Here is a 25,174-nt window from a genome sequence, read left to right as displayed (position 1 = left end):
CTATTTTAAAACCTCTGTATTATAGAAATTTGTGTATGCCTCTTCTGCTTCTTGAAGTGAAACGTAGGGCAAAACAGGTACGGAAAGATTGTCTATATGGCTTTTTAGGTCATCGGACAATTCCTCCGCGGCTAAAATAACGGCATCGGAATGATCTACGGCAACCTTTAACAAATTATTATACTCGGGATGGGACAGTGCAGAAATTTCTTCTTTGTCTATGCCATCAAAAGCTATTTTATCTATCATGGTAGTATCGAGCTCTCCCTCAAAATCTTTACCATATACTGATGTTACAATTCTACTTTCAGAGAACAAAGGCTCATCTGCATAGTATTTTCTTAGGTAAAGCGGCACCAGGGAAGCCATCCAACCGTGAACATGGATGATATCCGGGGACCAGTTCAATTTTTTTACCGTTTCCACAACTCCTTTTGCAAAGAATATCGCGCGCTCGTCGTTATCCGGAAACAAATTCCCATCAGCATCGGCAAACGTTGCTTTTCTTTTAAAATATTCGTCATTGTCTATAAAATAGACTTGGATTCGCTCTTTTGGTATGGATGCCACCTTTATGATCAGGGGCATATCCATGTCGTTGATCACCAGGTTCATCCCCGATAAACGTATTACCTCATGTAATTGATGCCTCCTTTCGTTAATGTTTCCATACCTTGGCATAAATATGCGGATTTGCCCACCGTTGCTGTTCACCATTCTAGGCGCTTCGTACGACATTAAGGAAACAGGATTCTCTGGGAGGTAGGGAACTAATTCAGAAGATACAAACAATACCTTTTTACCATTCATAAACACTTTCTTTTGTTTATCCGAAAAACATAGCTGCAAAAGTACAAAAATTATGCTGATTAGCTGTATTTATAGTATTTTTGCACCCTTTTGTACCTGTATATGAAGATATTCGACCGTAAAAAAGAACTCAACGCCTTTACCTTGGAGCAGCGCAACAAAGACCGCACCATTGGTCTTGTACCCACTATGGGGGCACTCCATACCGGTCATATCTCCTTGATAAAAAAAGCCCTTTCGGAAAATGATTTGGTCGTGGTAAGCATTTTTGTGAACCCTACACAATTCGACAAAAAGGATGATCTGGATAAATATCCAAGAACTTTTGAAAAGGATATCGACCTATTAAAACAGGTTTCGGACAATATTGTGGTATTTGCACCTACGGTCGATGAAATCTATGAAGGGAAAGTTACCCCTGAATCCTATGAGTTCAATGGTTTGGACAAAGTAATGGAAGGTGAGTTCAGAGCAGGTCATTTTGATGGTGTTGGCACCATCGTGGAACTTTTACTAAGAACGGTAGCCCCGGACAGTGCCTATTTTGGAGAAAAAGACTTTCAACAATTGCAGATTATCCGAAAAATGGCCGAAATCAAGAATTTGCCCTACACCATTATAGGTTGCCCCATTGAAAGAGAACCAAACGGATTGGCCATGAGTTCCCGTAATGAGAGACTGTCAAAAAAACCCCGTGAACAAGCTGGTTTTATTCATGATACACTACAAGCTGCCAAAGCTAAATTTGGCACGAAAAGTGCTGCATATATAACGGATTGGGTAAAATCCGAATTTGAGCAACACCCTTTGTTTGATCTGGAATATTTTGAAATTGCCGACGAGAATACTCTCACCCCAGCTTTTAAAATACAGGACAACCAAAAATATAGAGCATTTATAGCCGTTTACGCAGACGGCGTACGCTTAATTGATAATCTAAGATTGAATTGATAATTTTGCACCATGCAAGTAGAAGTCGTAAAATCTAAAATTCACCGAGTAAAAGTTACCGGGGCTGACCTTAATTATATAGGGAGCATTACCATAGACGAAGATCTTATGGATGCCGCCAATATAATTAGGGGTGAAAAAGTGCAGATCGTGAACAACAACAACGGTGAGCGATTGGAAACCTACGCAATTCCAGGCCCCAGACATTCCGGAGAGCTGACCCTTAACGGAGCCGCTGCCAGAAAAGTGGCCGTGGGAGACGTATTGATCCTGATCACCTACGCTTGGATGGATATCGAAGAGGCAAAAACATTTAATCCAGCATTGGTGTTCCCCAACGAGGAAACCAATCTACTCAAGTAAATTTTGGGCAAATCCCTAAAAAAATTCCTTAAGATATTCGTACCCATTACTTTTGGGCTGTTTTTGATTTGGTACTCCTACAACTCCACCACGCCAGAAGAACGAAAACAGATTATCCATTATATTTCCAATGCAAGCCCATTCTGGGTAGGGGTTTCCGTGATTATTGGGATTTTGAGCCATATTTCGAGGGCGGTTCGCTGGAAATACCTCTTGAAACCCATGGGATACAGGCCCAAAACCGTCAACACCATATTTATTGTACTTATATCCTATTTCGCCAACTTGGGGATTCCCCGTTCTGGCGAAATCCTTAGGGCAACCGCGCTCACCACTTACGAAAATGTTCCTTTTGAAAAAGGGTTTGGGACCATTGTCACCGAAAGGGTCATCGATCTTTTGATGCTTCTGGCCATCATCATGATCACCTTGGTGCTTCAAACCGACTTTATCCTTGGTTTTTTGGAAGAAAAAGGAGTAAACTTCATCGGTGCCATTGGAATTTTATTCGTAGGCATTGTAGGCTTGTTTTTGGGATCGTTCATCATCCGTAAATCCAAATCACCTTTGGCGATAAGGCTAAAAGGATTTTTAAACGGTCTAAAAGATGGCGTGCTCAGTGTTTTCAAAATGAAGAACAAATGGCCGTTCATCTTCCACACACTCTTTATTTGGGTTGCCTATTTTGGCATGTTTTGGGTTATAAAATATACCGTTGAAGAAACTATAACACTATCCTTGGGTGAATTGTTGGTTGCCTTTGTGGCCGGAGCCTTCGCCATGTCCACAACCAACGGCGGAATTGGCCTGTATCCCATAGCTGTAAGTGCGGCCTTGGGCATTTACGGAATAAGCTCGGTTTCTGGAGATGCATTTGGATGGATCATGTGGATCGCACAAACCTTAATGGTCGTAGTTTTTGGTACAATATCATTCATTGTATTACCGTTATTGAATAGAAATCGGTAAGCCCCAACCGCGTAAAACTTAACCAATGAAAAAATGTCTATTTCTACTGATAGGCTTCATCTGCCTGAACCTAGGCGCTCAAGTAAAAAAGGAAATCTTTGAATCGTTCAAACTACAAGAGCGCAGAGATGTGTCCTATTATTTTCCAGAAGATTACACCAAAGAAAAAACATACCCGTTGATTGTGGTGTTGGATGCCGAACACCTGTTCGACCTTGTTGTGGCCAACGTAAAATTCCAAAGTAGGTTCGACCGTATGCCCGAAGCAATCGTAGTTGGCGTTCATCAATTACAGAACGACCTGAGATGGGAAGATTGTGCTTACGAAGATGTATCTGGCCTGCCCACCGAGAAAGGTAAAATGTTCTACGAATTTTTGGGTACGGAACTGATTCCCTATTTAGAGACCAGCTACAATATAGCTCCCTTCAAAATGTTCGTAGGTTACGACATCACTGCTAATTTTGGCAATTATTACCTATTCAAAGAACGCTCTCTTTTCAATTCTTATATCAGCATATCCCCAGTAATGGCCACCGAAATGGAAAGCAGGGTTCCCGCTCGTTTATCTGAACTGAATCAAGTGATTTTTTACAATTTGATTGTGGAAAAACAACCTTCCGACGATAGACAGCGTATCCTTCAAATGCACAACAGCATCAACTCCATCACCAAAGAATCATTGCGCTACTTTTTTGATGAGTACGAAAGCGCCGACCACACTTCCATTGCAGCTTACGGGATTAGCAAAGCTTTTGATAATGTGTTCAGCATCTACAGACCCATAACGCCTGCAGAATACAAATCAGACATTCTTACTTCTGAAGAACCTGTTTTCAATTATTTAGAGAATAGATACCAAACCATAGAAGACCTATTCGGGTTTGAAAAGCCAGTGGAACTCAACGATATTATGGCCATTTATGCCGCCTGTCTGAAAAAAGAAGACTACGAGTCACTGGAACCTTTGGCCGATCTTTGCAAAAAGGAATATCCCGATACCATGATGGGCTTTTATTTTGAAGCAGAGTACTATGAGTTTATAGGAGAGCCAAAAAAAGCGTTTAAAACGTTTGAAAAAGCCTTCCAATTGGAAGAAATCGACTTTTTGACCAAGGATTTGGCCCTCAAAAAAATTGATGCCCTCAAAGCGGACTTCGGGTATTAGAATTCCAGAAAGTTGGATTGATGGTCGGAGCCAGCGCAAGTGCCTCTAGGCACGTGCCGGAAAAAGCATTCAAAATAGAAGCTTTAGTGGAGGCACAAGCATGATACTTGCATCAGCCAAAGGCTAGCCCGAAAGGAATTGGGTCAACGGACAGAGTTTAATTTACAGTCCCCTGTGATAACCAAAATTTATTTGGAAAGATTTCTTATTGCAAACTAATGATGTGCCATTCTTTTTCACCCGAATGGTATATGGTCAGGGTTTTAAACCCTATGGCCGCATGCGCCGCCAAAGACCTTTTGTTTTTTCCGTCCACTTCCGTAATGATGGTATCAAAGCCTTCGGGCAATTTCTCTTTCATGGTTTGATACAGATTTCGGAAAACACCTTTGCCCCGATGACTTTTGGCTACACAGATTTGCCCCATCACCATATAGTTGACATTATCATCGATAGCACTATCAATTTCTTTGAACATAGGGCGTAGCACTTCAATCTCATCAGCAAATTTAGGGTGCATACATAGGGCATACCCTACAACTTGATTATCCTCCACGGCAATGATATGCCCGCACACATCGCTCATTGTTTTGAGAACCTCCAACGTGTGTTCCACCGTTACGAAACCTTCACTACTTCTTTCTTCGGAGCTCAAATTTTGAGGTAAATTTTGCTGTTGAAGAACCAGAATCTGTTGTAGTTCTTCCAAGGTGCTAGCTTGTTTGTAGCTAATCATTTATTCTATTTTAAGCCATTCTTTTCGTTGTTCAAGCATCTCTTGGGACGGTGCTTCATTTTTGTCTTCCATCAAACTAAAAGAATAATCAGGATTGGGTGTTAATATCAGTTCCGTAGATTTTTGCTCGCCATATCGGGTAAAGTTGATGGTTAAAGTTTCACCAATCGCAAACTGTTTTAGATAATCTTCAAACGTTTGGTCTTTGGTAAATGGAGTATCGTTAATATTTAGGATAACATCACCATTATCCAAACCAGCTTCATAAGCAGGACTTCCTATCTTTGTATTTCTAAGAATCATATAACCCGATTTATCGGCACTCATGGAAACATACCCTCCAAAATAGGGGTCCGACTCTGGTTGCACCAAAACCACTCCTACCGACTCCATAAGCGTTTTATAATTGGGCATTTCACTTTGGTAGATGTAGTTATTGAAAAAATGGTCTCCAAACGATTTGCCTGCGTATTCGTTCAAGGTATCATGAAGATTTTGGATGGTATATGGAATTTCAGTGGCACCATATTTTTTCCACACCAGTTTCATAAAATCATCCAGATTCAAATCATTTTCACGAAGGGATAAATCTAAAGCCAGTCCCAAAACACTTCCGTAAGAATAGTAAGAAATAAACATATTGTCCCTGTTAACCGGGTCCACAGAGGTGGCGGCATCCACAAAAGGGGCTTGAAAACTCATTTCAATCGGATTAAAGAACTGCCTTGCAGGTGAGTTCCAAACATAATTGAACGTGCCGGCCAAACCTTCTACATACTCCTTGGGCGAAGAAAGGCCTGCTCGGCATAAAATTAAACCTGTGTAATAGCTGGTAAACCCTTCGGCAAACCAAAGGGCACCGCTCATATTGGCTGCCTTAAAGTCAAAAGGTTCCAAACTTTTGGGGCGAATGCGCTCCACGTTCCAAGCATGGAAAAATTCGTGCGATACCGTACCAATATTCCGTTCCATTCCGCCATCGGCCAAGCTTCGGGTGCTCGTTAAAATAGTGGAATTGCGGTGCTCCATCCCATCTCCAGAGGCATTTGGGATATAGCAGGCCAAAAAGGTGTAGTTTCCATAATCAAAATCGGGTAATTCACCGTAGACTTCTTTTTCTGCCAATACTATTTTCTTTACTTTCTCAAAATATGTATCAGCTTCTTCTTCGGTTCCTTTATGATGTAGTGCAAGGTTGATGGTTTGTCCATCTACATCGAAAGAGCGAAGCATGTAATTGCTGATTTCCGTAGGGCTGTCCATAAAATAATATAGATCGGGAGCCGAATATGTAGTGCCAGATACCAAAGGAAGCTGTGTGGCCACTTTCCAATCCAAATCTTCACGAACATCAAAAGTCACTTCTATTCTACGCGCGCTCAGCTCGGGAGAAAACATAAAAGTCGCAGGAATGTTCAAGTGGGCATGTGTTTCATCCACTTGGGAGTAGGTGCCGCCACCGCGGTTGGCAAACAAAATATATTTAATGTTGATGGTGCCATCGTGCCCGCTTACTTCCCATGCATAGGGATTGGGACGGATAACGGTCAATGCGTTTCCTTTGCTGTCGGTAGCTTCAAAACCATAAACATTTTTCGCAAATTCATGAAGTGCATAGCGTCCGGGAGATGTTCTGCTCATCCGAAACTCCACAGTGTCCGAAGTTAAATTGGGAAAAGTAGCTTGGATAACCGCTTCGTGATGTACGGCATTGTCAAAAGAAATTTCGTAAGTATTCGTTTGGGCAGTCATCCATAGCCCGGTAAATAATGCTAAAAAAGAAAGGATAAATTTCATTTTTGGTAAAGGTTTAAGAACGACTAAGATACTGTTTAATCACCGTAAGTACTACATTTGTGCTATGGAGAAATTCCCTAAGAAGCTGGCGGCCAAATTATCAAAAAGCTTGGAGAATGCATTGCGAAGTCTTTCCAAGCCTGGTAGACTGATTGATTTTTCTTCCAACGACTATTTGGGAATGGTTGGAAATGGAGAGCTAGAGCAAAATACGTTGGATTTGCTCAAAAAATATATGAAAGCATGAAAAATGAATTTTACACTTTAGGCTCGTTTGAGTTTCCTGCCGATGCCGTGGTGATAAAAGGCAAGCTGGAGGCCGAGGGAATCGCTGTGTTTTTAAAAGATGAAAACACCATTAATTCCGACCCTTTGATCAGTGCTGCTCTTGGAGGAGTAAAACTTCAGGTGTATTCCAGTGATAAAGAACGGGCCAAAGAAATTTTTGATGAAGTCCGAAACTATGCCACGGATGAATTTGGCAATCCAGTAGTGTGTCCAAATTGTAAGGCCACAAAATCTGAAATTTATTACTCCCGAAGCACCGTCTTCTATAAACTGTTTCCTTTCTTTGAGCCCAGAAAGTACCAATGCATGAAATGCAATTTTATTACAAGGCCCCAAAAATAAAAGTATTTGTTACAGGAAAACCGGTCGTTAATTCCATTAACTACACCTTGAATACACCCATGAGTCTTGAGTCCCCATGCGGCTGCGGATATTGATGGAATTACTATTGACCTGGGTAAAATAATGGAACCCAAGACCAATAATCATTTGGTGATTGAAGGTGCAGGAGGTTTGCTCGTACCCTTGAACGATACCGACACCATTTTTGACCTTATCCAACCCGATTACAAAGTAATTGTGGTGTCAAGGCATTATTTGGGAAGCATCAATCACACTTTGTTGACCATTGAAAGGCTACAGCAGAAAAAAGTTGAAATCGGAATCATTTTCAGTGGTGATGAACACCCTACAACCGAGGAAATCATCTTAAAAAAAACAAAGGCTACCTTTTTGGGCAGGATCAACGAGGAACCTCGTTTTGATAAGGCGGTAATTCTGGAATATGCGACCAAGTTTCAGCATGCTCTTCTTCATTTTTAATCAAAACAAGACAGCTTGTCCGATTATCAATGGTATATAAAACCTTTTGCCCTTTTAATTCTTCCTTATGAAGAATATAATACCCTTTTTCTTTATAGGATGAGGTTTTTTTAGGGATTTGATTTCCCAAAAGTTCCAAATAGGCTCCTGTTGTATAAAATTTTCCAATTTCGTGATGACCAAAAAAATCAAGCTCTGAAAACAGATAAATGGGGGAGTTTTTGGTGATCTCCAAAATATTTTTAGCATGTTTTTTGAAGGTGGATGAAGAGCTTTTCTGTTGCTTTAATGGGTAAACAGTAAGTGAGAACACTAATTTAAACATAACAATTCCCATTAATCCAAAGACTAACTTGTTCCAGATGTTATATGTTTTTAGTTGTAATAGGAATAAGGTTAGCCCACTTAATCCAAAGAGAATACCAAAGAAAGTTACTCCTTTTACCGTATCGAAATAATCAATAAAAGGGAGAATTAAACAACTTATCCCGAGCAACAATGATATGGCGGACAAGACACCAAAAAATAATTTCGTTTTCCATCCTTCCTTATTTTTCTCTATCAAAAAAGCAAAGGTTAAGATGCTGATAAGCATGGGATAAAACATATAAGTGTATCGTGCTTTAGCCCCTGGCGATAACCAGTAAATAATAAAGTTTGAAAAGAAAATCGAGATCAAGAAGATTATATAAGGATTTTCCTTGACTTTCAAAATCACTGATTTTTTGAATAAAAAAGGAATCAGTAAGGTGGCAGGAAAAAGGTTCCCAAGCATATTTAATGGAAACCATAAAAAGTGGGAGAAAAAGGCATTGTTTTGTTCGTCCAAGAATGATTTGTTTCGTGTAATTCTCCACATTCCCTCTATGTATGTGTAGACATCATCATACTGCCCATAAACATAGAAGAATACTGCAATGCCTCCCAAACAAAGAAATGCGGAAATAAAATGTATAGGGAGAAACAGTTTTTTATAATCTTTCTTATAAATAAAGAACACCAACAGAGATATACCCAAAAAAACCAAAGAGACGACACCTTTCGTCAGAAAACCCAAAAAGCAGAAAAAATAAGCGTATAGAAATAGGGAGGTAAATTTCTTTTGTTCATAAAAGTGATAAATTCCAATAATGCTTGCCAAGATGAGCAAGGAAAAAAAGATGTCGATTTCAGCAGTATTGGAAAAGAAAAAATAGAGGTCTACAGAAACCATGTATAAAAAGGACGAAACAATACCGAACACATGTCCTACATGTTTTTTACCCATAAAATAGATTAGAATGCCAGTCAAGAGTAATGATAATGCGGAAGGGAACCTGAATGCAAATTCGGTGTCGGTTCCAAATAACCAGGAACTCCCGGCCAAAATAATATTCCACAAGGGAGGGTGGTCGTAAAACACATCATTGAAAAGCGTGGTTACCACAAAATTTTTGTTGAACAGCATCTCCATGGCAATTATAGATCGCCTAGGCTCTTCATTGTAAAAAGGAGCAACCTCTAAATTGAGAAAAAGGGAGATAACATAAAGTATGAGAAAAGATAAGGATATAATTGTGAAAAAGGTTCCCTTATTGAGAAGGGAAAACAGGTTCTTGACCATCGCAGCATATAAGATTTGGTATTATTAGACAACTCCAAAATTGGATGGGAAACCTGTCTGGTAAAAAGTAATGGGGTAATAAATATGCTGCGGGCAACCAAGGTAACCCACATCTTCAACGGAAAAACTTCAGATATATTATTTGGAAGTATTTATTAAAGGGAAGTAGGCTTTTATAACCGTTGATAGATAAGTCCACGTCCAACAGTTGCCGTTAATTCATAATGCTTTTCTAGGTAAGCATCAATATAGGTGTTGTATTCCACCAATTTTTTATCAAAAATCTTCTTGCCCTCCCTAGCTACCAAGATTTTGGGCCGGATAATCTCCATGATGTATTTTAATTCTTCAATACCAGTTTTTCTCGGATTATCCATGTACGGGAATAACTCTTCACGGGTAATATTACTGGGATGCGTAGCAGCTTTGGTAGGAGGTTTTACTCCCAGCACCCAATACCCAATATGGTATTCGGTAAAAAAAATGTTCTTTGTTTCAAGCTCATGTTCCAAAATATATCTCGGAACATCAATGCCCTCTCCATTATAAAAAGACGCTTTTTCTACCTTATTTGAAATGATGTTGGCATATTCCAGATAAGATTCAATGGGAATTAATGGAATTAGTGCTATTACTAAATATTGATATCTCTTTTTTATAGTGGTAAGTTTATCGAACATTACACCGATTAAAATCAAGAAGAAGGGGTAAACTTGAATAAGGTAGTGTCCATTGACCTTACCAGCTTGGGCGAATGAAAGAAATGCACCAGCAATGCACAAAAGCAACATTTGAATTGGCTTGCTCTTAAAACTCAATAGCTTTTTTTTATAGGTGATATAAAAAAATCCGACAGAAATCAGTACAAATGGCAGAGCTTTTAAAGGGGAATGAAACTTACCTTCCGAATAAGCCAAGGGAGCTTCAAAAATGGATTTCCACCAAATTTCAGATTCACCTTGAAGATAGTAAGGAAGAAGCGTAAAAAGGACAGAGGTCAAAAACCCGATTCCCATAAAAATCAAGTATTTAATGTTCATCCAAATCTGCTTTTTATGAAAACCCTCCCACAAAAAATAAATGCCTAAGCTTAAAACAGGATAGGCCATGTTCAGTTTGGTCATTACCGAAAGCCCCAACAAAAGTCCGGTAGTAAAAAACCATTTTCCGTCTTCTTTTAAAAAAAGAATAAACAGGGCGGCCACAAAAAAGAGCGTACAGATATGCTCGGACATTACCCCTTGCAGACTCCCGAACAGGCTTTGGAAAAACACACAGAAGATGGCTGCCCAGAATGCTATTTTTTTGGAAGTAATCTTTGTAGCGATTCCATAGGTAAACAAAGCAGTTAGGGCGACCATGAATGAGCCAAAAAGCCGAATGGCAAAGAAGCTTTTTCCAAATAGTTTGATGATAACAGCAAAATACAGAAAGGTAATCGGAGGCTTTAGGTCCCAAAGTTGCGTGTATGGTAAATGCCCATTGACCCAAGACTGTCCCATAAGAATAAAAGTGCTCTCGTCACGATCCACATAATCCCTAAAAAAGAACGGAAAACGAATAAAAACAGATACTGCTACCAAAATAAACAGGACCCTTTTCCAATCAAGATTTTTAAAGCTAAAGGAGTGGAATTTTTTAAGCACGGTCGTATTAAGCTTTTTGGCCATTAATTATCATCTTTGCAATATAGATAAATTTGAATGTTTTGAGTGATTCCGAAGCAGCTGAAAAACTATCGGAAAGGGATAAAAAAATATCTTTGACCCAACAAGACACGTTTTAAAAAGGCTGTCTAAAAGGTAGGTTTTAGTCAACCTGAACTTGTTTCAGGTTCTCATAACAATTGGTTTATCAGTATGATGAGATTCTGAAATGAATTCAGAATGACGCATTTCAATATTTTTTAGACAGCCACTTTTTGTTTTAGGCAGATACTACCTGCAGATAAGCTTGTTTTAATTTTTTCATTACAATTTCTAGTTCTTCTTCGTTTAGATGCCCAAATCCAAAACGAATGGCGCAAGTGTTTTTATTTTGATAGAGAATGGTTTTGGGTAAGAATAAATCCAACTGCTCTGCTTCCTCGGCTAATTTTACCAATGATATGGGTGTTCTAAATTGTAACCACATGGCAAGTCCTCCAGAAGGTATTTGCCAATCAAGGATGGTGTTAAAATATTGATTTAATAAACTGCATAAAACTTCTCTGCGTTGTTTGTAAGTAACGATATTTTTTTTCTTGAGCCGGTATATTTCGCCTTCGGATATCAATTCAGAAAGCATTTGTTCCTGTATTAAATCTCCTTGGGTATCCAATAATTGTAAGTAATTATTGGCTTCGGTAATTACCTGTTCTGGAGCAACGACAAAACCCGTATGAAAACTCGGAAATAAAGACTGACCCAGTTTGCCCAAGTAAATAACGTTTCCACCGGCATCTGCACTGGCCATGGGTAACATGGAAGATCCATCGAACTGAAAATCATAGTCAAAATCGTCCTCAATTATTGCAAAACCACAGGTTTTGGCCAATTGTAGTAATTGCAGCCTCCTTTTGGTGCTTAAAGTTCTGGTAGTAGGATAGTCCCTATTGGAGCATACATAGATGCAACGAATGTTCTCAGGTATAAAATGTTCTTTTATAAACCCAACATCCAATCCCTCTTTATCTACGGGCACTGTTTTTATTTTTGCCCCGGCTTCCTGAAATATCATATTGGCCACGTAATTGCTCAGTTGTCCAACCAGCACCAAATCTCCCGGATGAATCAAAACTTGCGAAACAATATACAGACTCATTTCTGTACTACGTGTATTCAATACATTGGATGGTTTAATATGGAAACCCCGAGTTACATTTAAGTAGTTGCAAAGTTGTGTGCTAAAAACGGAAGGGGGTAATGCACTTGTTCTATTCCATTTATGGATTAGTGGCTTTCGTTTCATTGCAGCACTATACCACCTAGAAAATTGGTGCACCGGATGTAGTCTTAAATCAGGCTTACCATCATTTATGGAATATTTGGCAGTGCTCTCCTCTTTGGTAGATGCTAGATTAAAGGATTGTTGGAACGGGAATCCTGGAACTTTTGGATACTCGTATGCTTGATTGATGTGCTGCGTACTTGCCTTGATTTTTACATTGGAATCTTCTGGAACCACCACAAAAGTTCCTTTATTGGGAATAATGTTTACCCATCCTTGCGAGGCCAATTCATCATAGATGGCCACGGCAGTATTACGGTGAACGTTCAATAACTCACTTAAAACCCGTGTTCCAGGTAACTTACAGCCTTTATTTAAATAGCCTCGTTGTATGGCGTTCATTATTTGCTGTGCCACATGCACATATACAGGTTGTACAATAGACTTGTCTATAGATACCAGCTGGACTAACAAATCAGAAACCGGACTATTCATTGTTTTAAAAGTGGACTAGTTTAATCGTCCGGAAAGTTAGGACTTTTGCAGCATTAATTTTAAGAACTTACGTTACAAGCTTAAATAATGAAGAAATCAATTTTATTTTCTGCAATTTTACTAGTGGGTGCTTTACAAGCACAAGCACAACAAGACGATGCTGTTAAGGTAGATTCGTTAAGCGAAGTTGTAGTAACCGCAAACCGAATCAACCTTCCATTTAAAGAAAATTCTAGAACTACAAACATAATAACCTCTAGTCATATTAAAAATAGTGCAGCGGTTAATGTGGCGGATTTATTGCAACAAGTTGCGGGCGTAGATATTAGAAGACGCGGCACAGGTGGTAGCCAAGCAGATTTGTACATAAGAGGAGGTGGTTTTGACCAAACCTTACTATTAATAGATGGCGTTAAAATGGACGATGCGCAAACGGGTCACCATACCATGAATGCCGCCTTACCATTAGAGGTTATAGAAAGAATAGAAATTATAAAGGGCCCTGCTGCACGGGTTTTTGGACAAAACGCTTTTACCGGAGCCATTAATATCATCACAAAAAAAAGTTTGAATAATTCCGTTTCCTTAAACGTAGAAGCGGGTTCTTTTGGACAATTAAATGGTAGCGTTACCGCTGGTGTGGATAAGGAAAACTCGTCTCATATCATACATGTGGGAAGGGTAACATCTGAAGGTTATAGAAATAACTCAGATTACGATAATGGCAATTACTTTTTAAAAAGCACTTTTAATAAAAATGCACAGCCTATTGTAATGACGGCTACTTTTTTGGAGCGCAATTATGGGGCCGAGAACTTTTACACCACCAATCCTACATTTAACGAGTACGAAGAAACCCAAAACAGTCTTTTGGCGTTTTCTACCACCTTTAAGAAAAACAACCTAAAAATACAGCCAAGAATCTATTGGAAACGTAATCAAGACTTGTTTCTCTTGAGACGAAATGACCCCAGTTTTTTCAGAAACATGCATATTTCCAACAAGATAGGCATCGAAACCAATGCCTCTTATGCATCTAAATTAGGAATTACTGGTTTTGGGGTGGAACTTTCTAAAATATATCTTAGAAGCAACAACTTGGGTAACCGAAACCGTTTCATGTCCAATGTGTTTTTAGAACATCGTTTTAGCATTGCAGACAACAGGCTGGATATTACTCCTGGCGTAGCATTAACCTATTTTTCAGACTTTAAGTTTCGTGCTTTTCCTGGATTGGATATAGGTTATAACCTTACCAATAATTTTAAAGTATACGGCAACATTGGTTATACCTACCGTATACCAACTTACACGGATTTGTTTTACAATGATCCTGTTACCAGTGGTAATGCAAATTTGGAACCAGAAGAAGCTTTTGCACAAGAATTGGGCTTAAAGTATACCACGCCTAAAGTTAATGCTAGCATTGCCGTATTTAATAGAGACGCAGATAATCTTATAGATTATATCAGAAACGATGTTTCTGAGGATGTATTTGTGGCAACCAATATCACGGAAGTAAATACCAAAGGTTTGGAATTGGATGCTGCCTATAATTTTTTGTTCAAGGATTTTACGCAAACCTTAAGTGTGGGCTATGCGTTTTTGGATGACAACATTTTAGACCAAAACGAGGAACTATCCCGTTACTCTTTAAATACGCTAAAGCATCAATATACCACACGCTTAAGCACCCAATTGTTTAAAAATGTACGTCAGAATATCATATATAAGTATGCAGAGCGTACAACGGGGCAAACGTATAATGTTTGGGACGCTTCATTGGCGATCAAAGTGAAGCAGGCAGAGTTTACCATTACTGCAAGCAATATTTTCGATGCGGATTATATAGAGTCTGGATTTGTTCCAATGCCGCCAAGTAATGTGCTTTTCGGTCTGCGTTATAATTTTAAATAGGCGCAATAATCCATGGGAGACCAAAAACCAAAATGGACCAGACCAGGACATAAAATTGAACGGAACGAAGCGGCCAAGGAGAAAGGTAAATTGGTCTCCAAAGATTAAGTTCGCCATCCATTTCAAATGCTTTTACTAATTTAGTGGTTTCAAATTCCTTGAAATTTTGAAGCTGAATCTTGAACAGATACCTCGGGAGAAAACCCTTTCCAAGAAAGAGTTCCTCCAAAAATATTTCAAGCCCCAAAAACCTGTCGTCATTGAGCGGTTTATTGAGGATTGGCCAGCGTATTCCAAATGGAGCTTGGACTATGTAAAAGAGGTGGCAGGGGATAAGGAGGTTCCTTTGTATGATGATCGCCCAGTAAAACATGACGAAGGATTTAACGAACCACACGCTAAAATGAAGCTGGCCAATTATGTGGATCTACTAAAAAAAAGCCCTACCAAATACCGTATATTTCTTTGGAATTTGCTTAAAGAAGTTCCCGAATTACAAAAGGATTTTTCCTATCCAGATTTTGGATTGCGCCTCATGAAGGGATTGCCCATGCTTTTTTTTGGTGGAGAGAACTCGCATACGTTTATGCATTACGACATTGATTTGGCCAATATTTTTCATTTTCATTTTGAGGGGAAGAAGCAATGCATCCTTTTCTCGCAATCGGAAACTAAATTCTTGTACAAGATTCCACACTCCTTGATTACGCGGGAAGATATCGATTTTGCTGACCCTGACCTTGATAAATGGCCCGCTTTACAATATGCCAAAGGACATGTTGCACATTTGGAGCATGGTAACGTTCTCTACATACCCGAAGGGTATTGGCATCATATGAAATACATTACCCCTGGATTTTCAATGAGTCTGCGAGCGATTGCACGAAAGCCGAAAAATTTTGGAAAGGCAGTCTATAATATTTTGATAATGCGGCATTTTGATAATTTGATGCGAAAGGTCAAGGGTCAAGAGTGGATTGATTGGAAGAATGAAAAGGCTGTGGAGCGAACACAGAAATTATTGGTTCAGGATTAGAAGTGCCTTTATTTGATAAGCTCATTGGCTTTTTCATATACCAAATGGCTTTCCCAACCGCGATATAGCAAATAATCAGCTAATTTTTTCTTTCTTTTCAATGGGTTCTTTTCTTTGATTTGATCCAAACGTTTTCTGGCGAGTTCGTCAAAAGTCTCAAGGTAATCTTCGTGCTGTATTTCCGCAAGGGCACTTTTAATATTGTAAGCAGAAATATCCCTGAACTTTAGTTCTCTAACGATACGATTTGCCCCCCACTTTTTAATACCGAACTTACCTCTGGCAAAGGCCTTGGCGAAGCGCTCTTCGTTGAGGTAGTTCTCTTGGATGAGGTGTCCCAAAATTTGATCTATGGCTTCAGGAATCATGTTCATATGCTTCAACTTTTCCGTAACTTCTTTATGGCAGCGCTCTTGGTAGGCACAGTAATGCTCCATTTTTTTTATAGCCTCTTGAAAGGAGTAATATTTTTGAGAATAAAACCGTGAATTCATTTTGGCTTAGCTTTTGGTTACCAAAATAATGTTGTCCGAAAAAGTGAATATGGTTTTACCGTTTTCGTTTATTGTTTCTGGATTACCTTCGTTTATATTATAGTTTGCTTCTGGTAAAATAAGTTTAATTTTCCAGTCAGTTTTTGTTTGTTGTACTTTGATTTGATGACCAGTTTTTGATGTGGTATGCCATACGGAAATTTCGTTGTCTCCAACTTTTACATTTTCCAGCGAAGCATTGTCCCATTCTTTTGGCATTTGAGGCTCAATAATGATGGTTTTTTGGTGTGCTAAGGGCTTAATTCCAAAGAACTGGTTTACGATGGGCACGGCAAAGGCATAAATGTTCCAAGCCTGTGTCATCATCCCGTAATCTGGGGAAACCTCATAAATACTTCCAGGAAGCGCGTAGCTAAAGGAACGGGACATTTTTTTTAAATAATCCAATGCTTGGTCTGGGCGGCCATAATTATTTTCTGCAACAGCTTGCACCCCAGTGGGCAATGTCATCACAGCACCTGTGTAGGAAAAAACCTTGCTTCCTTTAAACGAGCCATCGTCTTCACCAGCTGTCTCATCGCGATCAATACCGGTGACGAATACCCCAAAAGGATTTGTAAATTGTTTTGCGTTGTCCAAAGCCACTATTGCTTTGGTAGAATCGGCTATACCCATTTCCATAGGAGTGTTTACTACCCAATTGTGGTAAAGAACAAAAGGTCTGGGCTCGTTGGACGGATTGCTCAAAATTTGTTTTTTGGTAGTTTCAAGTTCTTCAATTGCCCATGGTTTGTTGAGCGTATCGGCCCTGACCAAGGCATCTTCGATTAATTTCAGGGCCTGCTTGTCGGTTCCGATAAAATCTGCATAGGATTTAAAAGTTTCTGACCAAAAACCGGTATTTATTTTTTTCTTCAATTCATCAGCCAATTGCTGGTATTCAAGTGCCAATTCAGTTTCGTCCAGCTCAAGTGCCATAAGGTGGGCATCAGCAAAAGCTTTTTGCGTGTAAGCAGCAACATCAATCATTTCACTGTCCAGACCGTGTATTTCCATCATGCCAAAACCATCTGGAAAAAGATTTTTGTTATCATCATTTTCTTCCAATAACCACTTTAGTCCTTTCTTTACGGTTGGAAAATACTTTTTAAGAAATTCTTTGTCTCCGTTCCATTTATAGATTTCCCATATCAATGATGCAAATTGGGGAGTTTCATTAATATTTCCTTTATTGAAAACAATACCGTTTGTGGACATTTCATGAAGAATTCTTCCATTGCCGTTGACTGCCATGGAAACACTGTCCAAAAGCCGGATTGTTTGCTCCACAATTTCATCTTGACCAATGGCCATATACCCTTTGAGTGCATACTCACTGTCCACCCCAAAATACCAAGGATAATCAGGTATACCTGCGCCAATGCCCGAGCCAATCTCGGGAATCGTGCGTACCAGCCAATCGCAATTGTATTTTAACCATTCAAATGTTTCTTGTAGGTGTTTGTCCGGTATGGTAAGCTTGGACTGGTTCGCGAGTTCCTTGTAACGAGCTTTTTTTGCTTTGGCCATAGGAACAAAGTTCTTTAGAATATTGTTGTAGGTGTTAGTTGCATCTTCGCGGGAATCATAGGAGCCGGCCAAGGCAATATTGAGGGTTTTCTCAGATTGTGCTGGAATCGCAACAACATATTCAAGTGAATTGGAGACACCATTGGGTTTGTCGGAATTTTTAAGTTCTTCAGAAGAAATGGCTTTTTGGTCCGATCCAAAAATAGTATACCAAGTATTTAAACTATCCTTAACAACCCAATAGTTTTCTTCTAGAATACTGGAATCTTTGGAGTCCATCATATTGGAACGCTCTCCCAGCCACGTTGGCCGCAAGTTGGTATGACCAGTAAACTTTACCTTGCCGTCAATTTTTTTTGTATTGTTATTTTTGATAACAAACTGGATTAAAATACCTTGAATATTATCGGGGACAAATTGAATCCTTTCAATTACGAGGCCTTCTTCTTCAAATTCGAATACATGTTTATTTGCGTACGGGTAGTTCACAAACTCAGAGGCCTTGTTCAATTGCAATACACGGTCGTTGATTGCCATTTCTACCTCAAAACCGTCCATAAGTTTTATGGGGTGGTTCCAGATACCCCCCATTTCTCCTTTTATATGCCAGCCTAGAGCAGGAAAGGTTCCATCTTGATGGCCAACCATGTATAGTCTGTTACCTGCGGTAACATAAGGGGAACCCAAGTAGCTCTTTTTACCTTCTATTTTAGTGGAATCATTTAAAAGGTTGGTCAAAGACCGTTCGGCTTTTGATGAACATGCCAAAATGAATAAACTGAATAACGCTGATGATATTTTTTTCATGGTGAGGATGTTGTATACCAAAAATACTGTTTTGCACTAAACTGGTAAAAACAAAAAAAGCGACCCCATTTCTGGAGTCGCTTTGTATTATGGACGTATTGTTTTACCGTCCTTGTCCTTAAAACGATATTCTAGGTACCTGTAAGCATCCCTTGGTTGGATTTTAATCCACTTTTTATAAGTTTTAAACCATTTGGAACGGATAGAAGGGAACCCCTTGGTAAGGTAAGCTGCAATAAACGGGTGTATGTTCAATACAATTCCGTTGTTTTTGCGGTCTGGCTTAAGGATTCGCTCTAAATCTGACTGAATTTTGTCAATCAATACAATTGGAGCTTCAACTTCGGCCCCTGTCCCGTTCGGGTTTTCCTCACTGGTTTTGATATTCATTTCCGGACGAACCCTTTGCCTTGTAATTTGTACAAGACCGAATTTACTGGGCGGCAAAATCTTGTGTTTTGCTCTGTCGTCCTTCATTTCATCCCTAAGGTGGTCAAACAATTTTCGTCTGTGGTCACCTTTGGTCATATCAATAAAGTCAATAACAATAATTCCGCCCATGTCGCGCAAACGTAATTGTCTAGCAATTTCGGTTGCGGCCAAAAGGTTTACTTCTAAAGCGGTATCTTCTTGGTTTTTTGCCTTATTGGAACGGTTGCCACTGTTTACATCTATTACGTGCAAAGCTTCGGTATGTTCAATAATAAGGTAAGCCCCACGGCTCATGGATGCTGTTCGGCCAAAAGAGGTCTTGATTTGACGTTCTATCCCAAATTTTTCGAAAATAGGGGCCGAACCGGTATACAACTTTACAATGGATTCTTTTTGAGGTGCAATTTCATGCAAATAATCCTTGATTTGGTTGTAGAGTGTTTCTTCATCAACGTGAATTCCGGTAAAGGAATCGTTGAAGACATCCCGAAGGATGGATGACGCCCTGTTCAGTTCCACCAAAACTTTGGATGGATGCGACGCCCGCTGCAATTTCTTGCACATGTTTGTCCATTTGGAAAACAAGTTCTGTAGATCTTTATCCAGTTCTGCAACCTTTTTGCCTTCTGCTACGGTACGGATGATTACTCCAAATCCCTTGGGCTTAATACTTTTTACAAGTCTAATAAGTCTGTCTTTTTCTTCCTTGCTCGCTATTTTTTGGGATACCGAGACTCTATCGGAAAAAGGCACCATGACCAAAAATCGCCCGGCTATGGAAAGCTCGGAGCTTATTCTTGGCCCCTTTGTTGATATGGGTTCTTTTACTATTTGTACCAGTAGTGACTGATTGGCTTTTAGTACATCGTTGATGCTGCCATTCTTGTCAATGTCTTTTTCAAACGGAAAATTTTTCAGGGAAAAATCTTTTAGTTTCCCTGTTCTAGCTTGTTTAATGAATTTTAACATGGAAGACAGTTGCGGGCCTAGGTCGTGGTAGTGCAGGAACGCATCTTTTTCATAACCTACATTTACAAATGCTGCATTTAGGCCTGTAACGGGTTTTCTGATCTTGGCTAGGAAGATATCCCCTACGGAAAAGTTATTGTTGTCTTCTTCTTTGTGTAATTCTACTAATTTTCCATCCTTTAGTAAGGCAAAATCGACTGCATCTGGCGTAGATCTTACTATTAATTCTCTATTCACCTGAATCGATTTTTATTTATCCCACATGAATTTTGGGATAAATGATTAAACAATATATAGTATCGGTTATTTTTCGAACCGATTGAAATTCGTTTCTTGAATCTCTATGTCAAAGAACGTGATAGGGTAAAACGAAAAAGTAGTTGAAACAACTACTTTTTCTTGTGTCGGTTAGCTCTTCTGCGCTTCTTGCGCTTGTGCGTAGCTACCTTATGTCTTTTTCTTTTCTTTCCACTCGGCATATGGCTCTTGCTTTAGTGTGTTATTATATTATTTTACTTGTACGTTAGTCTTTACGCCTTCCACAAAAACTTTGGCCGGCTTAAATGCAGGAATATTGTGTGCAGGAATTTTAATGGTAGTGTTCTTAGAGATATTTCTACCTGTTTTTTCCGCTCTGGTCTTGATGATAAAACTACCAAAACCTCTTAAATAAACATTATCACCATTCTCCAAGGATGATTTTACCTCTTCCATAAAGGATTCTACTGTCGCTTGCACATCTCCTTTTTCAATACCTAGTTTTTCTGAGATCCTAGTTACAATATCTGCTTTCGTCATTACTTCTAATTAATTTTCTAATTTTTTTCGGCTTGCAAATATAAACATTAAAATTAATCTTTCCCTTTAACCCTTTAATTTTAAGTATATAAACTAATACATTTGAACTTTATTACTTTATCGAATGATTTTTGCCCCAAAAATTCTGAATTGGTACCGTGAACATCAACGTGAGCTTCCCTGGAGAGAAACACGGGAACCCTATAAAGTTTGGTTATCGGAAATTATACTGCAACAAACCCGCGTAGCGCAGGGAATGCCTTATTATTATAGCTTTGTGGAGGCTTTTCCAACGGTTTTTGACCTTGCGAATGCACCAGAAGAACAGGTGTTAAAGCTTTGGCAAGGACTAGGATACTACTCTCGTGCACGCAATCTGCATGCTGCTGCCAAAATGGTCGTTAATGATTTTAATGGAGAGTTCCCGAAGACTTATAAGGCGTTAAAATCCTTAAAAGGGGTTGGCGATTATACGGCTAGTGCCATCGCATCTTTCTGTTTTGATGAGCCAGAACCTGTAGTTGATGGTAATGTGTATCGTGTTTTGTCGCGATATTTTGGGGTGGATATACCTATTAATAGTACGCAGGGTATCAAATATTTTAAAGAACTCGCCCGTGAGGTGATGGATGAAAGGAATATACGAGATTATAATCAAGGGATAATGGAGTTTGGCGCTATACAGTGTGCTCCTAAAAAACCGTACTGTTTATTGTGCCCGCTTCAAGACAGCTGTGTTGCTTTAAAAGAGAATAAAGTGGACAGTCTACCTGTAAAGCAAAACAAAACCAAGGTTAGAAATCGCTACTTTAACTATTTGGTATTGTTGGATCAAAACGAAAACACCATCTTAGAGCAACGCAGGGGCAAGGGCATTTGGCAGAACCTGTATCAGTTTCCATTGATCGAGTCGGAGAAAAAGCTTCAGGCCGAAGCATTGAAGCCATTGATCAAGGAAAAAGAGGATGTTCCAGAATTGGAATCCCTATCATTATATAATAATGAGCCGATCGTACACAAACTATCACATCAACATTTACATACACAATTTTGGATCCTAAAAACTTCTCATATATTAGAGCAAGGAACACAATGGAATGAAATAGGTAATTTTCCGGTTCCAGTTTTGATAGCAGATTTTATTAAGACATTGAAAATTTAGTACTTTTGATGAACTGGTCTTGAGTTGTTGGATTCAAGCGAAAATGTAAAGTTTTGTGCCCATTTGAAGGCTTTTTTGAGTTGCATAGCAGAGCTACGGAAAGATAAAAAGGTAAAAATGGGTGCAAAAGATAAATTTGCAGCGGATTCGGATAACTTAAGACGAGTTCGTTAATTAAGAGAGATATGAGCGGAACATTGAATAAAGTAATGCTGATCGGGCATTTGGGAGACGAAGTGAAAATGCACTATTTTGAAGGAGGAAACTGTATCGGCAGATTCCCTTTGGCCACCAACGAGACCTATACCAATAGGCAAACGGGTGAAAGAGTGACCAATACGGATTGGCACAATGTTGTCGTGCGCAACAAGGCCGCTGAAATTTGTGAAAAGTACCTTAGTAAGGGTGACAAGGTTTATGTGGAGGGCCGTTTAAAAAACAGGCAATGGCAAGGTGAGGACGGTAATACCCGATACACCACCGAAGTGCACGTACAGGACTTTACTTTTTTGACCACCAAAAAGGAGAGTATGGCCAATGCGCAATCGTCAGGTTCGTCGCCTGCCAATTATCAAGAACCTTCCAAGACCGAAAGCCCTTCCGCACCTGCCGATGATACCGAAGAGGAAGATGACTTACCATTTTAAGATAAAAGTTTAAAAAGCAATATTAAATTGGATCCCGAGCCCCATTGTTTGGCATTTATTTTTACAGCGTTTAGTGGAATTTTCACTTTAAAAATTGTTGTGCTAGTACTTTTATTGGCTGGTTCAGCTCTGATTTCAGCCGCAGAGGTTGCACTTTTTGGCTTGTCACAGACCGATGTCAACGAAATGCAGGAGAGCAATTCTTCCCGAAGCAAGTTGATTGTGGAGTTGTTGACAAAGCCTAAAAAGTTATTGGCCACGATTCTCATTGCCAATAACACCATCAATATTGGTATAGTACTCTTGTTTAGTTCCATTGGTAACACCATTTTTGCAGATATTGATGGAACCCTTCGCTTTTTACTGGAGGTGGTGGTGGCTACCTTTTTAATATTGATGTTTGGTGAAATCCTTCCCAAAATATATGCCAATCGGAATCGAGTACAATTTTCCCATTTTATGGCAGTTCCTTTAAAGGGGTTAAGTTATCTGCTTACACCCTTGAGTTCTCCAATGCGCTCTGTTACTTTGTTCATAGAAGATAAATTGGGGAAGAAAAAATCCAATTTGAGCATTAACCACCTTTCGCAAGCCTTGGAACTCGCATCCGAAGGAGATACGACCAAGGAAGAGCAAAAGATATTGGAGGGGATAGTAACCTTTGGAAATACGGATACCAAGCAGGTAATGCGGCCAAGGATAGACATATTCGCGGTCAATGAGAAAATGAAGTTTCCGGAAATACTCGAAGAGATCAAAAAGAATGGATATTCCAGAATTCCCGTATTTGCGGAAAATATGGACAACGTTATGGGTGTTCTTTATGTGAAGGATCTATTGCCTTATATTGAAAGAAAAAGTTTTAACTGGATGTCACTTATCCGTGAACCATATTTTGTGCCAGAGAACAAGAAACTCGACGATTTGTTGTTGGAATTTCAGGATAAGAAGAACCATTTGGCCATTGTGGTGGATGAATATGGCGGAACATCTGGAATTGTAACACTGGAGGATATCATTGAAGAAATTGTGGGTGACATCAGCGACGAATTTGATGATGAAGACCTTGTTTTTTCCAAATTGGATGATTTTAATTATGTGTTTGATGGCAAAACGGCGCTCAAGGACTTTTACCGTGTAGTTAAAATTGAAGAGGAGGATGAGTTTGAAAGCAAAAAGGGCGAATCGGAAACTATAGCAGGGTTTGTGCTTGAAATATCAGGTAGTTTTCCAAAAATAGGAGAGAAGGTTTTGTTCAAGGACTACAAGTTTATTGTGGAAAGTATGGACAAAAAAAGATTGAAACGTATAAAAGTAACATTGCCCCATGAAGCATAGGATTTTGTTTTTCATAGTTGTAGCAGCATTTTTTGTAGGTTGTAAAAATGAAGTGTTGCCCAAACCAAAGGCCATGTTGCGATTGGAGTATCCTGCGGCAGCGTATACTACTGTAGGTTCCGACTGTATGTATACTTTTGACCAAAACACGCTGTCCAATATTAAAGAGAATCAAGATTGCTCATTAGTACTGGACTATCCAACGATGAACGGGTCAATTTACCTTACTTACAAACCTATTCAAGGCAATTTGGACACCTTGCTTGTAGATGCACAGAAACTATCTTACGAGCACGTGGTAAAAGCCGATAACATTGCGGAACAACCATTTATTAATCAAGAAGATGATGTGTACGGAATGTTCTACGAAGTAAGTGGCAATGCAGCATCGCAATCCCAATTTTATGTAACCGACAGTATCAACCACTTTGTAACAGGCTCTTTGTATTTTTACGCAAAACCCAATTACGATTCCATTCTTCCTGCGGCCATGTATCTACAGAACGATATCCGAAGAATTATGGAAAGCTTGAGGTGGAAAAAGTGATTTAATTTATTGCACTGAATCCTTAGCAAGTAGTGCTTCGGCCTTTGCAATACTACCATTGATTTTTTCCTTGACCACTTTTACTTTTTCTTCTTCCTCATCCAACCATCGCTGTTTTTCTTCGGAAAGTTCCTTGCCGTTTAAAATCTCTTCGTGATTGAATCGGTCTCCAAAATCCTTCATCCAATCCATCATGGTTTTATGTGCATCTTGAAGGCCTTTCATGGCGATTTCGTATTGCTGCCCCGTTTCGGTGGAATCCACTTTAGGTTTTAGCTCCCCGACCAATTTACCTATGGTTCCCATTTTGGGCATTACTTCGTCATGGATGGCCATCACTTTTTCCATTTGGGAGGGCCCTTCGGTAGTTTTCTTTTCTTCCTTGCAGGAGAAACTCAAAAATAAAATGGCACAGCTTAGGATAAAAAAGGCTTTTTTCATGGATTTTTATTTGTCTACAAAAATAAACATCTGTCAAACATCATTATATGATAAAGGAATAATATGTGTTAATTAATGATTATTCTC

24 protein-coding genes and 1 pseudogene are annotated in these 25,174 nt (G+C 39.3%); 13 read left to right on the top strand and 12 right to left on the bottom strand.

What is annotated here, in order from left to right; genetic code table 11:
- Positions 1–810: a glycogen/starch synthase gene (locus tag MURRU_RS05310; protein WP_041801331.1), complete on the bottom strand. Its 810-nt coding sequence runs from the start codon at positions 808–810 to the stop codon at positions 1–3.
- 102 nt (positions 811–912) lie between these two features.
- Between MURRU_RS05310 and panC the strand changes: the two genes are divergently transcribed.
- From panC to MURRU_RS05290, 4 genes are read left to right on the top strand one after another with little or no spacing between them, the layout of a single operon-like run.
- Positions 913–1,761 carry a pantoate--beta-alanine ligase gene (panC, locus tag MURRU_RS05305; protein WP_014032401.1) on the top strand — a complete coding sequence of 283 codons (849 nt, stop codon included), beginning with the start codon at positions 913–915 and terminating at the stop codon, positions 1,759–1,761.
- A gap of 12 nt (positions 1,762–1,773) precedes the next feature.
- Entirely contained in the window at positions 1,774–2,124 is a 351-nt protein-coding gene (panD, locus tag MURRU_RS05300; RefSeq protein ID WP_014032400.1) for an aspartate 1-decarboxylase, read from the top strand.
- Positions 2,125–2,127: 3 nt separating this feature from the next.
- The gene (locus MURRU_RS05295; RefSeq protein WP_014032399.1) at positions 2,128–3,093 is read left to right on the top strand and encodes a lysylphosphatidylglycerol synthase transmembrane domain-containing protein; all 966 of its coding nucleotides are present in this window, start codon (positions 2,128–2,130) and stop codon (positions 3,091–3,093) included.
- A 25-nt stretch (positions 3,094–3,118) separates the two neighbouring features.
- Entirely contained in the window at positions 3,119–4,261 is a 1,143-nt protein-coding gene (locus MURRU_RS05290; protein ID WP_014032398.1) for an alpha/beta hydrolase, read from the top strand.
- Between the two features lie 205 nt (positions 4,262–4,466).
- Here the strand turns inward: MURRU_RS05290 and MURRU_RS05285 are convergent, their stop codons facing one another.
- Together MURRU_RS05285 and MURRU_RS05280 are read right to left on the bottom strand one after the other, a co-directional pair.
- A complete protein-coding gene (locus MURRU_RS05285) occupies positions 4,467–4,997 on the bottom strand; it encodes a GNAT family N-acetyltransferase (RefSeq protein ID WP_014032397.1) in 531 nt (176 codons plus the stop codon).
- Entirely contained in the window at positions 4,998–6,794 is a 1,797-nt protein-coding gene (locus tag MURRU_RS05280) for a M61 family metallopeptidase (protein WP_014032396.1), read from the bottom strand.
- A gap of 64 nt (positions 6,795–6,858) precedes the next feature.
- Here MURRU_RS05280 and MURRU_RS05275 point away from each other — a divergent pair, with 64 nt between their 5' ends.
- The 3 genes from MURRU_RS05275 to bioD all read left to right on the top strand — a co-directional run bounded on the left by MURRU_RS05275 (position 6,859) and on the right by bioD (position 7,904).
- Positions 6,859–7,041: a hypothetical protein gene (locus MURRU_RS05275; RefSeq protein ID WP_014032395.1), complete on the top strand. Its 183-nt coding sequence runs from the start codon at positions 6,859–6,861 to the stop codon at positions 7,039–7,041.
- On the top strand, positions 7,038–7,424 hold the full coding sequence (locus tag MURRU_RS05270) for a putative signal transducing protein (RefSeq protein WP_014032394.1): 387 nt from the start codon (positions 7,038–7,040) through the stop codon (positions 7,422–7,424). Before MURRU_RS05275 ends, MURRU_RS05270 begins: the two co-directional genes overlap by 4 nt.
- A gap of 66 nt (positions 7,425–7,490) precedes the next feature.
- Complete coding sequence (gene bioD, locus MURRU_RS17600) at positions 7,491–7,904, top strand: ATP-dependent dethiobiotin synthetase BioD (RefSeq protein WP_313777679.1); 414 nt, start codon at positions 7,491–7,493, stop codon at positions 7,902–7,904.
- Here the strand turns inward: bioD and MURRU_RS18060 are convergent.
- The 4 genes and pseudogenes from MURRU_RS18060 to MURRU_RS05255 all read right to left on the bottom strand — a co-directional run bounded on the left by MURRU_RS18060 (position 7,825) and on the right by MURRU_RS05255 (position 12,930).
- Positions 7,825–8,616, bottom strand: coding sequence for a cytochrome c oxidase subunit VIa family protein (locus tag MURRU_RS18060; protein WP_245545064.1), 792 nt, complete (start codon positions 8,614–8,616; stop codon positions 7,825–7,827). The two genes, bioD and MURRU_RS18060, sit on opposite strands and share 80 nt — an antisense overlap.
- 192 nt (positions 8,617–8,808) lie before the next feature.
- Positions 8,809–9,351 (bottom strand): annotated as a pseudogene (locus MURRU_RS18215) (ArnT family glycosyltransferase); the annotation flags it as partial.
- 329 nt (positions 9,352–9,680) lie between these two features.
- On the bottom strand, positions 9,681–11,177 hold the full coding sequence (locus MURRU_RS05260) for an ArnT family glycosyltransferase (protein ID WP_014032392.1): 1,497 nt from the start codon (positions 11,175–11,177) through the stop codon (positions 9,681–9,683).
- Positions 11,178–11,433: 256 nt separating this feature from the next.
- Positions 11,434–12,930: an aminotransferase-like domain-containing protein gene (locus MURRU_RS05255; protein ID WP_014032391.1), complete on the bottom strand. Its 1,497-nt coding sequence runs from the start codon at positions 12,928–12,930 to the stop codon at positions 11,434–11,436.
- Positions 12,931–13,017: 87 nt separating this feature from the next.
- Here MURRU_RS05255 and MURRU_RS05250 point away from each other — a divergent pair, with 87 nt between their 5' ends.
- The gene (locus MURRU_RS05250) at positions 13,018–14,847 is read left to right on the top strand and encodes a TonB-dependent receptor plug domain-containing protein (protein ID WP_014032390.1); all 1,830 of its coding nucleotides are present in this window, start codon (positions 13,018–13,020) and stop codon (positions 14,845–14,847) included.
- 166 nt (positions 14,848–15,013) lie between these two features.
- Positions 15,014–15,883 carry a cupin-like domain-containing protein gene (locus MURRU_RS05245; RefSeq protein ID WP_014032389.1) on the top strand — a complete coding sequence of 290 codons (870 nt, stop codon included), beginning with the start codon at positions 15,014–15,016 and terminating at the stop codon, positions 15,881–15,883.
- An 8-nt stretch (positions 15,884–15,891) separates the two neighbouring features.
- On the opposite strand, the gene MURRU_RS05240 is transcribed toward MURRU_RS05245, so the two are convergent.
- The 4 genes from MURRU_RS05240 to MURRU_RS05225 form a co-directional block, all read right to left on the bottom strand.
- On the bottom strand, positions 15,892–16,377 hold the full coding sequence (locus MURRU_RS05240; protein WP_014032388.1) for a regulatory protein RecX: 486 nt from the start codon (positions 16,375–16,377) through the stop codon (positions 15,892–15,894).
- Between the two features lie 6 nt (positions 16,378–16,383).
- Positions 16,384–18,753, bottom strand: a complete 2,370-nt coding sequence (locus tag MURRU_RS05235) for an alpha-L-rhamnosidase-related protein (protein WP_014032387.1) — start codon at positions 18,751–18,753, stop codon at positions 16,384–16,386.
- 87 nt (positions 18,754–18,840) lie between these two features.
- On the bottom strand, positions 18,841–20,391 hold the full coding sequence (locus MURRU_RS05230) for an Rne/Rng family ribonuclease (RefSeq protein WP_014032386.1): 1,551 nt from the start codon (positions 20,389–20,391) through the stop codon (positions 18,841–18,843).
- 270 nt (positions 20,392–20,661) lie between these two features.
- Positions 20,662–20,952 (bottom strand): HU family DNA-binding protein, encoded by a 291-nt coding sequence (locus MURRU_RS05225; protein WP_014032385.1) that lies wholly within the window; start codon positions 20,950–20,952, stop codon positions 20,662–20,664.
- A gap of 124 nt (positions 20,953–21,076) precedes the next feature.
- Between MURRU_RS05225 and mutY the strand changes: the two genes are divergently transcribed.
- From mutY to gldD, 4 genes are all read left to right on the top strand, one after another.
- The gene (mutY, locus tag MURRU_RS05220; protein ID WP_014032384.1) at positions 21,077–22,114 is read left to right on the top strand and encodes an A/G-specific adenine glycosylase; all 1,038 of its coding nucleotides are present in this window, start codon (positions 21,077–21,079) and stop codon (positions 22,112–22,114) included.
- Between the two features lie 185 nt (positions 22,115–22,299).
- Positions 22,300–22,761 (top strand): single-stranded DNA-binding protein, encoded by a 462-nt coding sequence (locus MURRU_RS17765; protein WP_014032383.1) that lies wholly within the window; start codon positions 22,300–22,302, stop codon positions 22,759–22,761.
- Positions 22,762–22,788: 27 nt separating this feature from the next.
- Positions 22,789–24,099 carry a gliding motility-associated protein GldE gene (locus MURRU_RS05210; protein WP_014032382.1) on the top strand — a complete coding sequence of 437 codons (1,311 nt, stop codon included), beginning with the start codon at positions 22,789–22,791 and terminating at the stop codon, positions 24,097–24,099.
- Entirely contained in the window at positions 24,089–24,646 is a 558-nt protein-coding gene (gene gldD / locus MURRU_RS05205; protein ID WP_014032381.1) for a gliding motility lipoprotein GldD, read from the top strand. Before MURRU_RS05210 ends, gldD begins: the two co-directional genes overlap by 11 nt.
- A gap of 6 nt (positions 24,647–24,652) precedes the next feature.
- Here gldD and MURRU_RS05200 read toward each other — a convergent pair whose 3' ends face one another.
- Entirely contained in the window at positions 24,653–25,087 is a 435-nt protein-coding gene (locus tag MURRU_RS05200) for a hypothetical protein (protein ID WP_014032380.1), read from the bottom strand.
- Between the last annotated feature and the right edge of the window lie 87 nt (positions 25,088–25,174).

This window comes from Allomuricauda ruestringensis DSM 13258, assembly GCF_000224085.1.
Classification (GTDB): domain Bacteria; phylum Bacteroidota; class Bacteroidia; order Flavobacteriales; family Flavobacteriaceae; genus Flagellimonas; species Flagellimonas ruestringensis.
This window is presented reverse-complemented; position numbering and strand designations above follow the sequence as displayed.

What these genes read in the sequence shown, in the direction of transcription:
- MURRU_RS05285 (WP_014032397.1), bottom strand. Translation starts at nt 4,997, where the DNA reads ATGATTAGCTACAAACAAGCTAGCACCTTGGAAGAACTACAACAGATT.
- MURRU_RS05250 (WP_014032390.1), top strand. Translation starts at nt 13,018, where the DNA reads ATGAAGAAATCAATTTTATTTTCTGCAATTTTACTAGTGGGTGCTTTA.
- gldD (WP_014032381.1), top strand. Translation starts at nt 24,089, where the DNA reads ATGAAGCATAGGATTTTGTTTTTCATAGTTGTAGCAGCATTTTTTGTA.
- MURRU_RS05290 (WP_014032398.1), top strand. Translation starts at nt 3,119, where the DNA reads ATGAAAAAATGTCTATTTCTACTGATAGGCTTCATCTGCCTGAACCTA.
- MURRU_RS05310 (WP_041801331.1), bottom strand. Translation starts at nt 810, where the DNA reads ATGAATGGTAAAAAGGTATTGTTTGTATCTTCTGAATTAGTTCCCTAC.
- mutY (WP_014032384.1), top strand. Translation starts at nt 21,077, where the DNA reads ATGATTTTTGCCCCAAAAATTCTGAATTGGTACCGTGAACATCAACGT.
- MURRU_RS05275 (WP_014032395.1), top strand. Translation starts at nt 6,859, where the DNA reads ATGGAGAAATTCCCTAAGAAGCTGGCGGCCAAATTATCAAAAAGCTTG.
- MURRU_RS05235 (WP_014032387.1), bottom strand. Translation starts at nt 18,753, where the DNA reads ATGAAAAAAATATCATCAGCGTTATTCAGTTTATTCATTTTGGCATGT.
- MURRU_RS05255 (WP_014032391.1), bottom strand. Translation starts at nt 12,930, where the DNA reads ATGAATAGTCCGGTTTCTGATTTGTTAGTCCAGCTGGTATCTATAGAC.
- MURRU_RS05260 (WP_014032392.1), bottom strand. Translation starts at nt 11,177, where the DNA reads ATGGCCAAAAAGCTTAATACGACCGTGCTTAAAAAATTCCACTCCTTT.
- MURRU_RS05225 (WP_014032385.1), bottom strand. Translation starts at nt 20,952, where the DNA reads ATGACGAAAGCAGATATTGTAACTAGGATCTCAGAAAAACTAGGTATT.
- MURRU_RS05240 (WP_014032388.1), bottom strand. Translation starts at nt 16,377, where the DNA reads ATGAATTCACGGTTTTATTCTCAAAAATATTACTCCTTTCAAGAGGCT.
- MURRU_RS17765 (WP_014032383.1), top strand. Translation starts at nt 22,300, where the DNA reads ATGAGCGGAACATTGAATAAAGTAATGCTGATCGGGCATTTGGGAGAC.
- MURRU_RS05200 (WP_014032380.1), bottom strand. Translation starts at nt 25,087, where the DNA reads ATGAAAAAAGCCTTTTTTATCCTAAGCTGTGCCATTTTATTTTTGAGT.
- panD (WP_014032400.1), top strand. Translation starts at nt 1,774, where the DNA reads ATGCAAGTAGAAGTCGTAAAATCTAAAATTCACCGAGTAAAAGTTACC.
- MURRU_RS05280 (WP_014032396.1), bottom strand. Translation starts at nt 6,794, where the DNA reads ATGAAATTTATCCTTTCTTTTTTAGCATTATTTACCGGGCTATGGATG.
- MURRU_RS05270 (WP_014032394.1), top strand. Translation starts at nt 7,038, where the DNA reads ATGAAAAATGAATTTTACACTTTAGGCTCGTTTGAGTTTCCTGCCGAT.
- panC (WP_014032401.1), top strand. Translation starts at nt 913, where the DNA reads ATGAAGATATTCGACCGTAAAAAAGAACTCAACGCCTTTACCTTGGAG.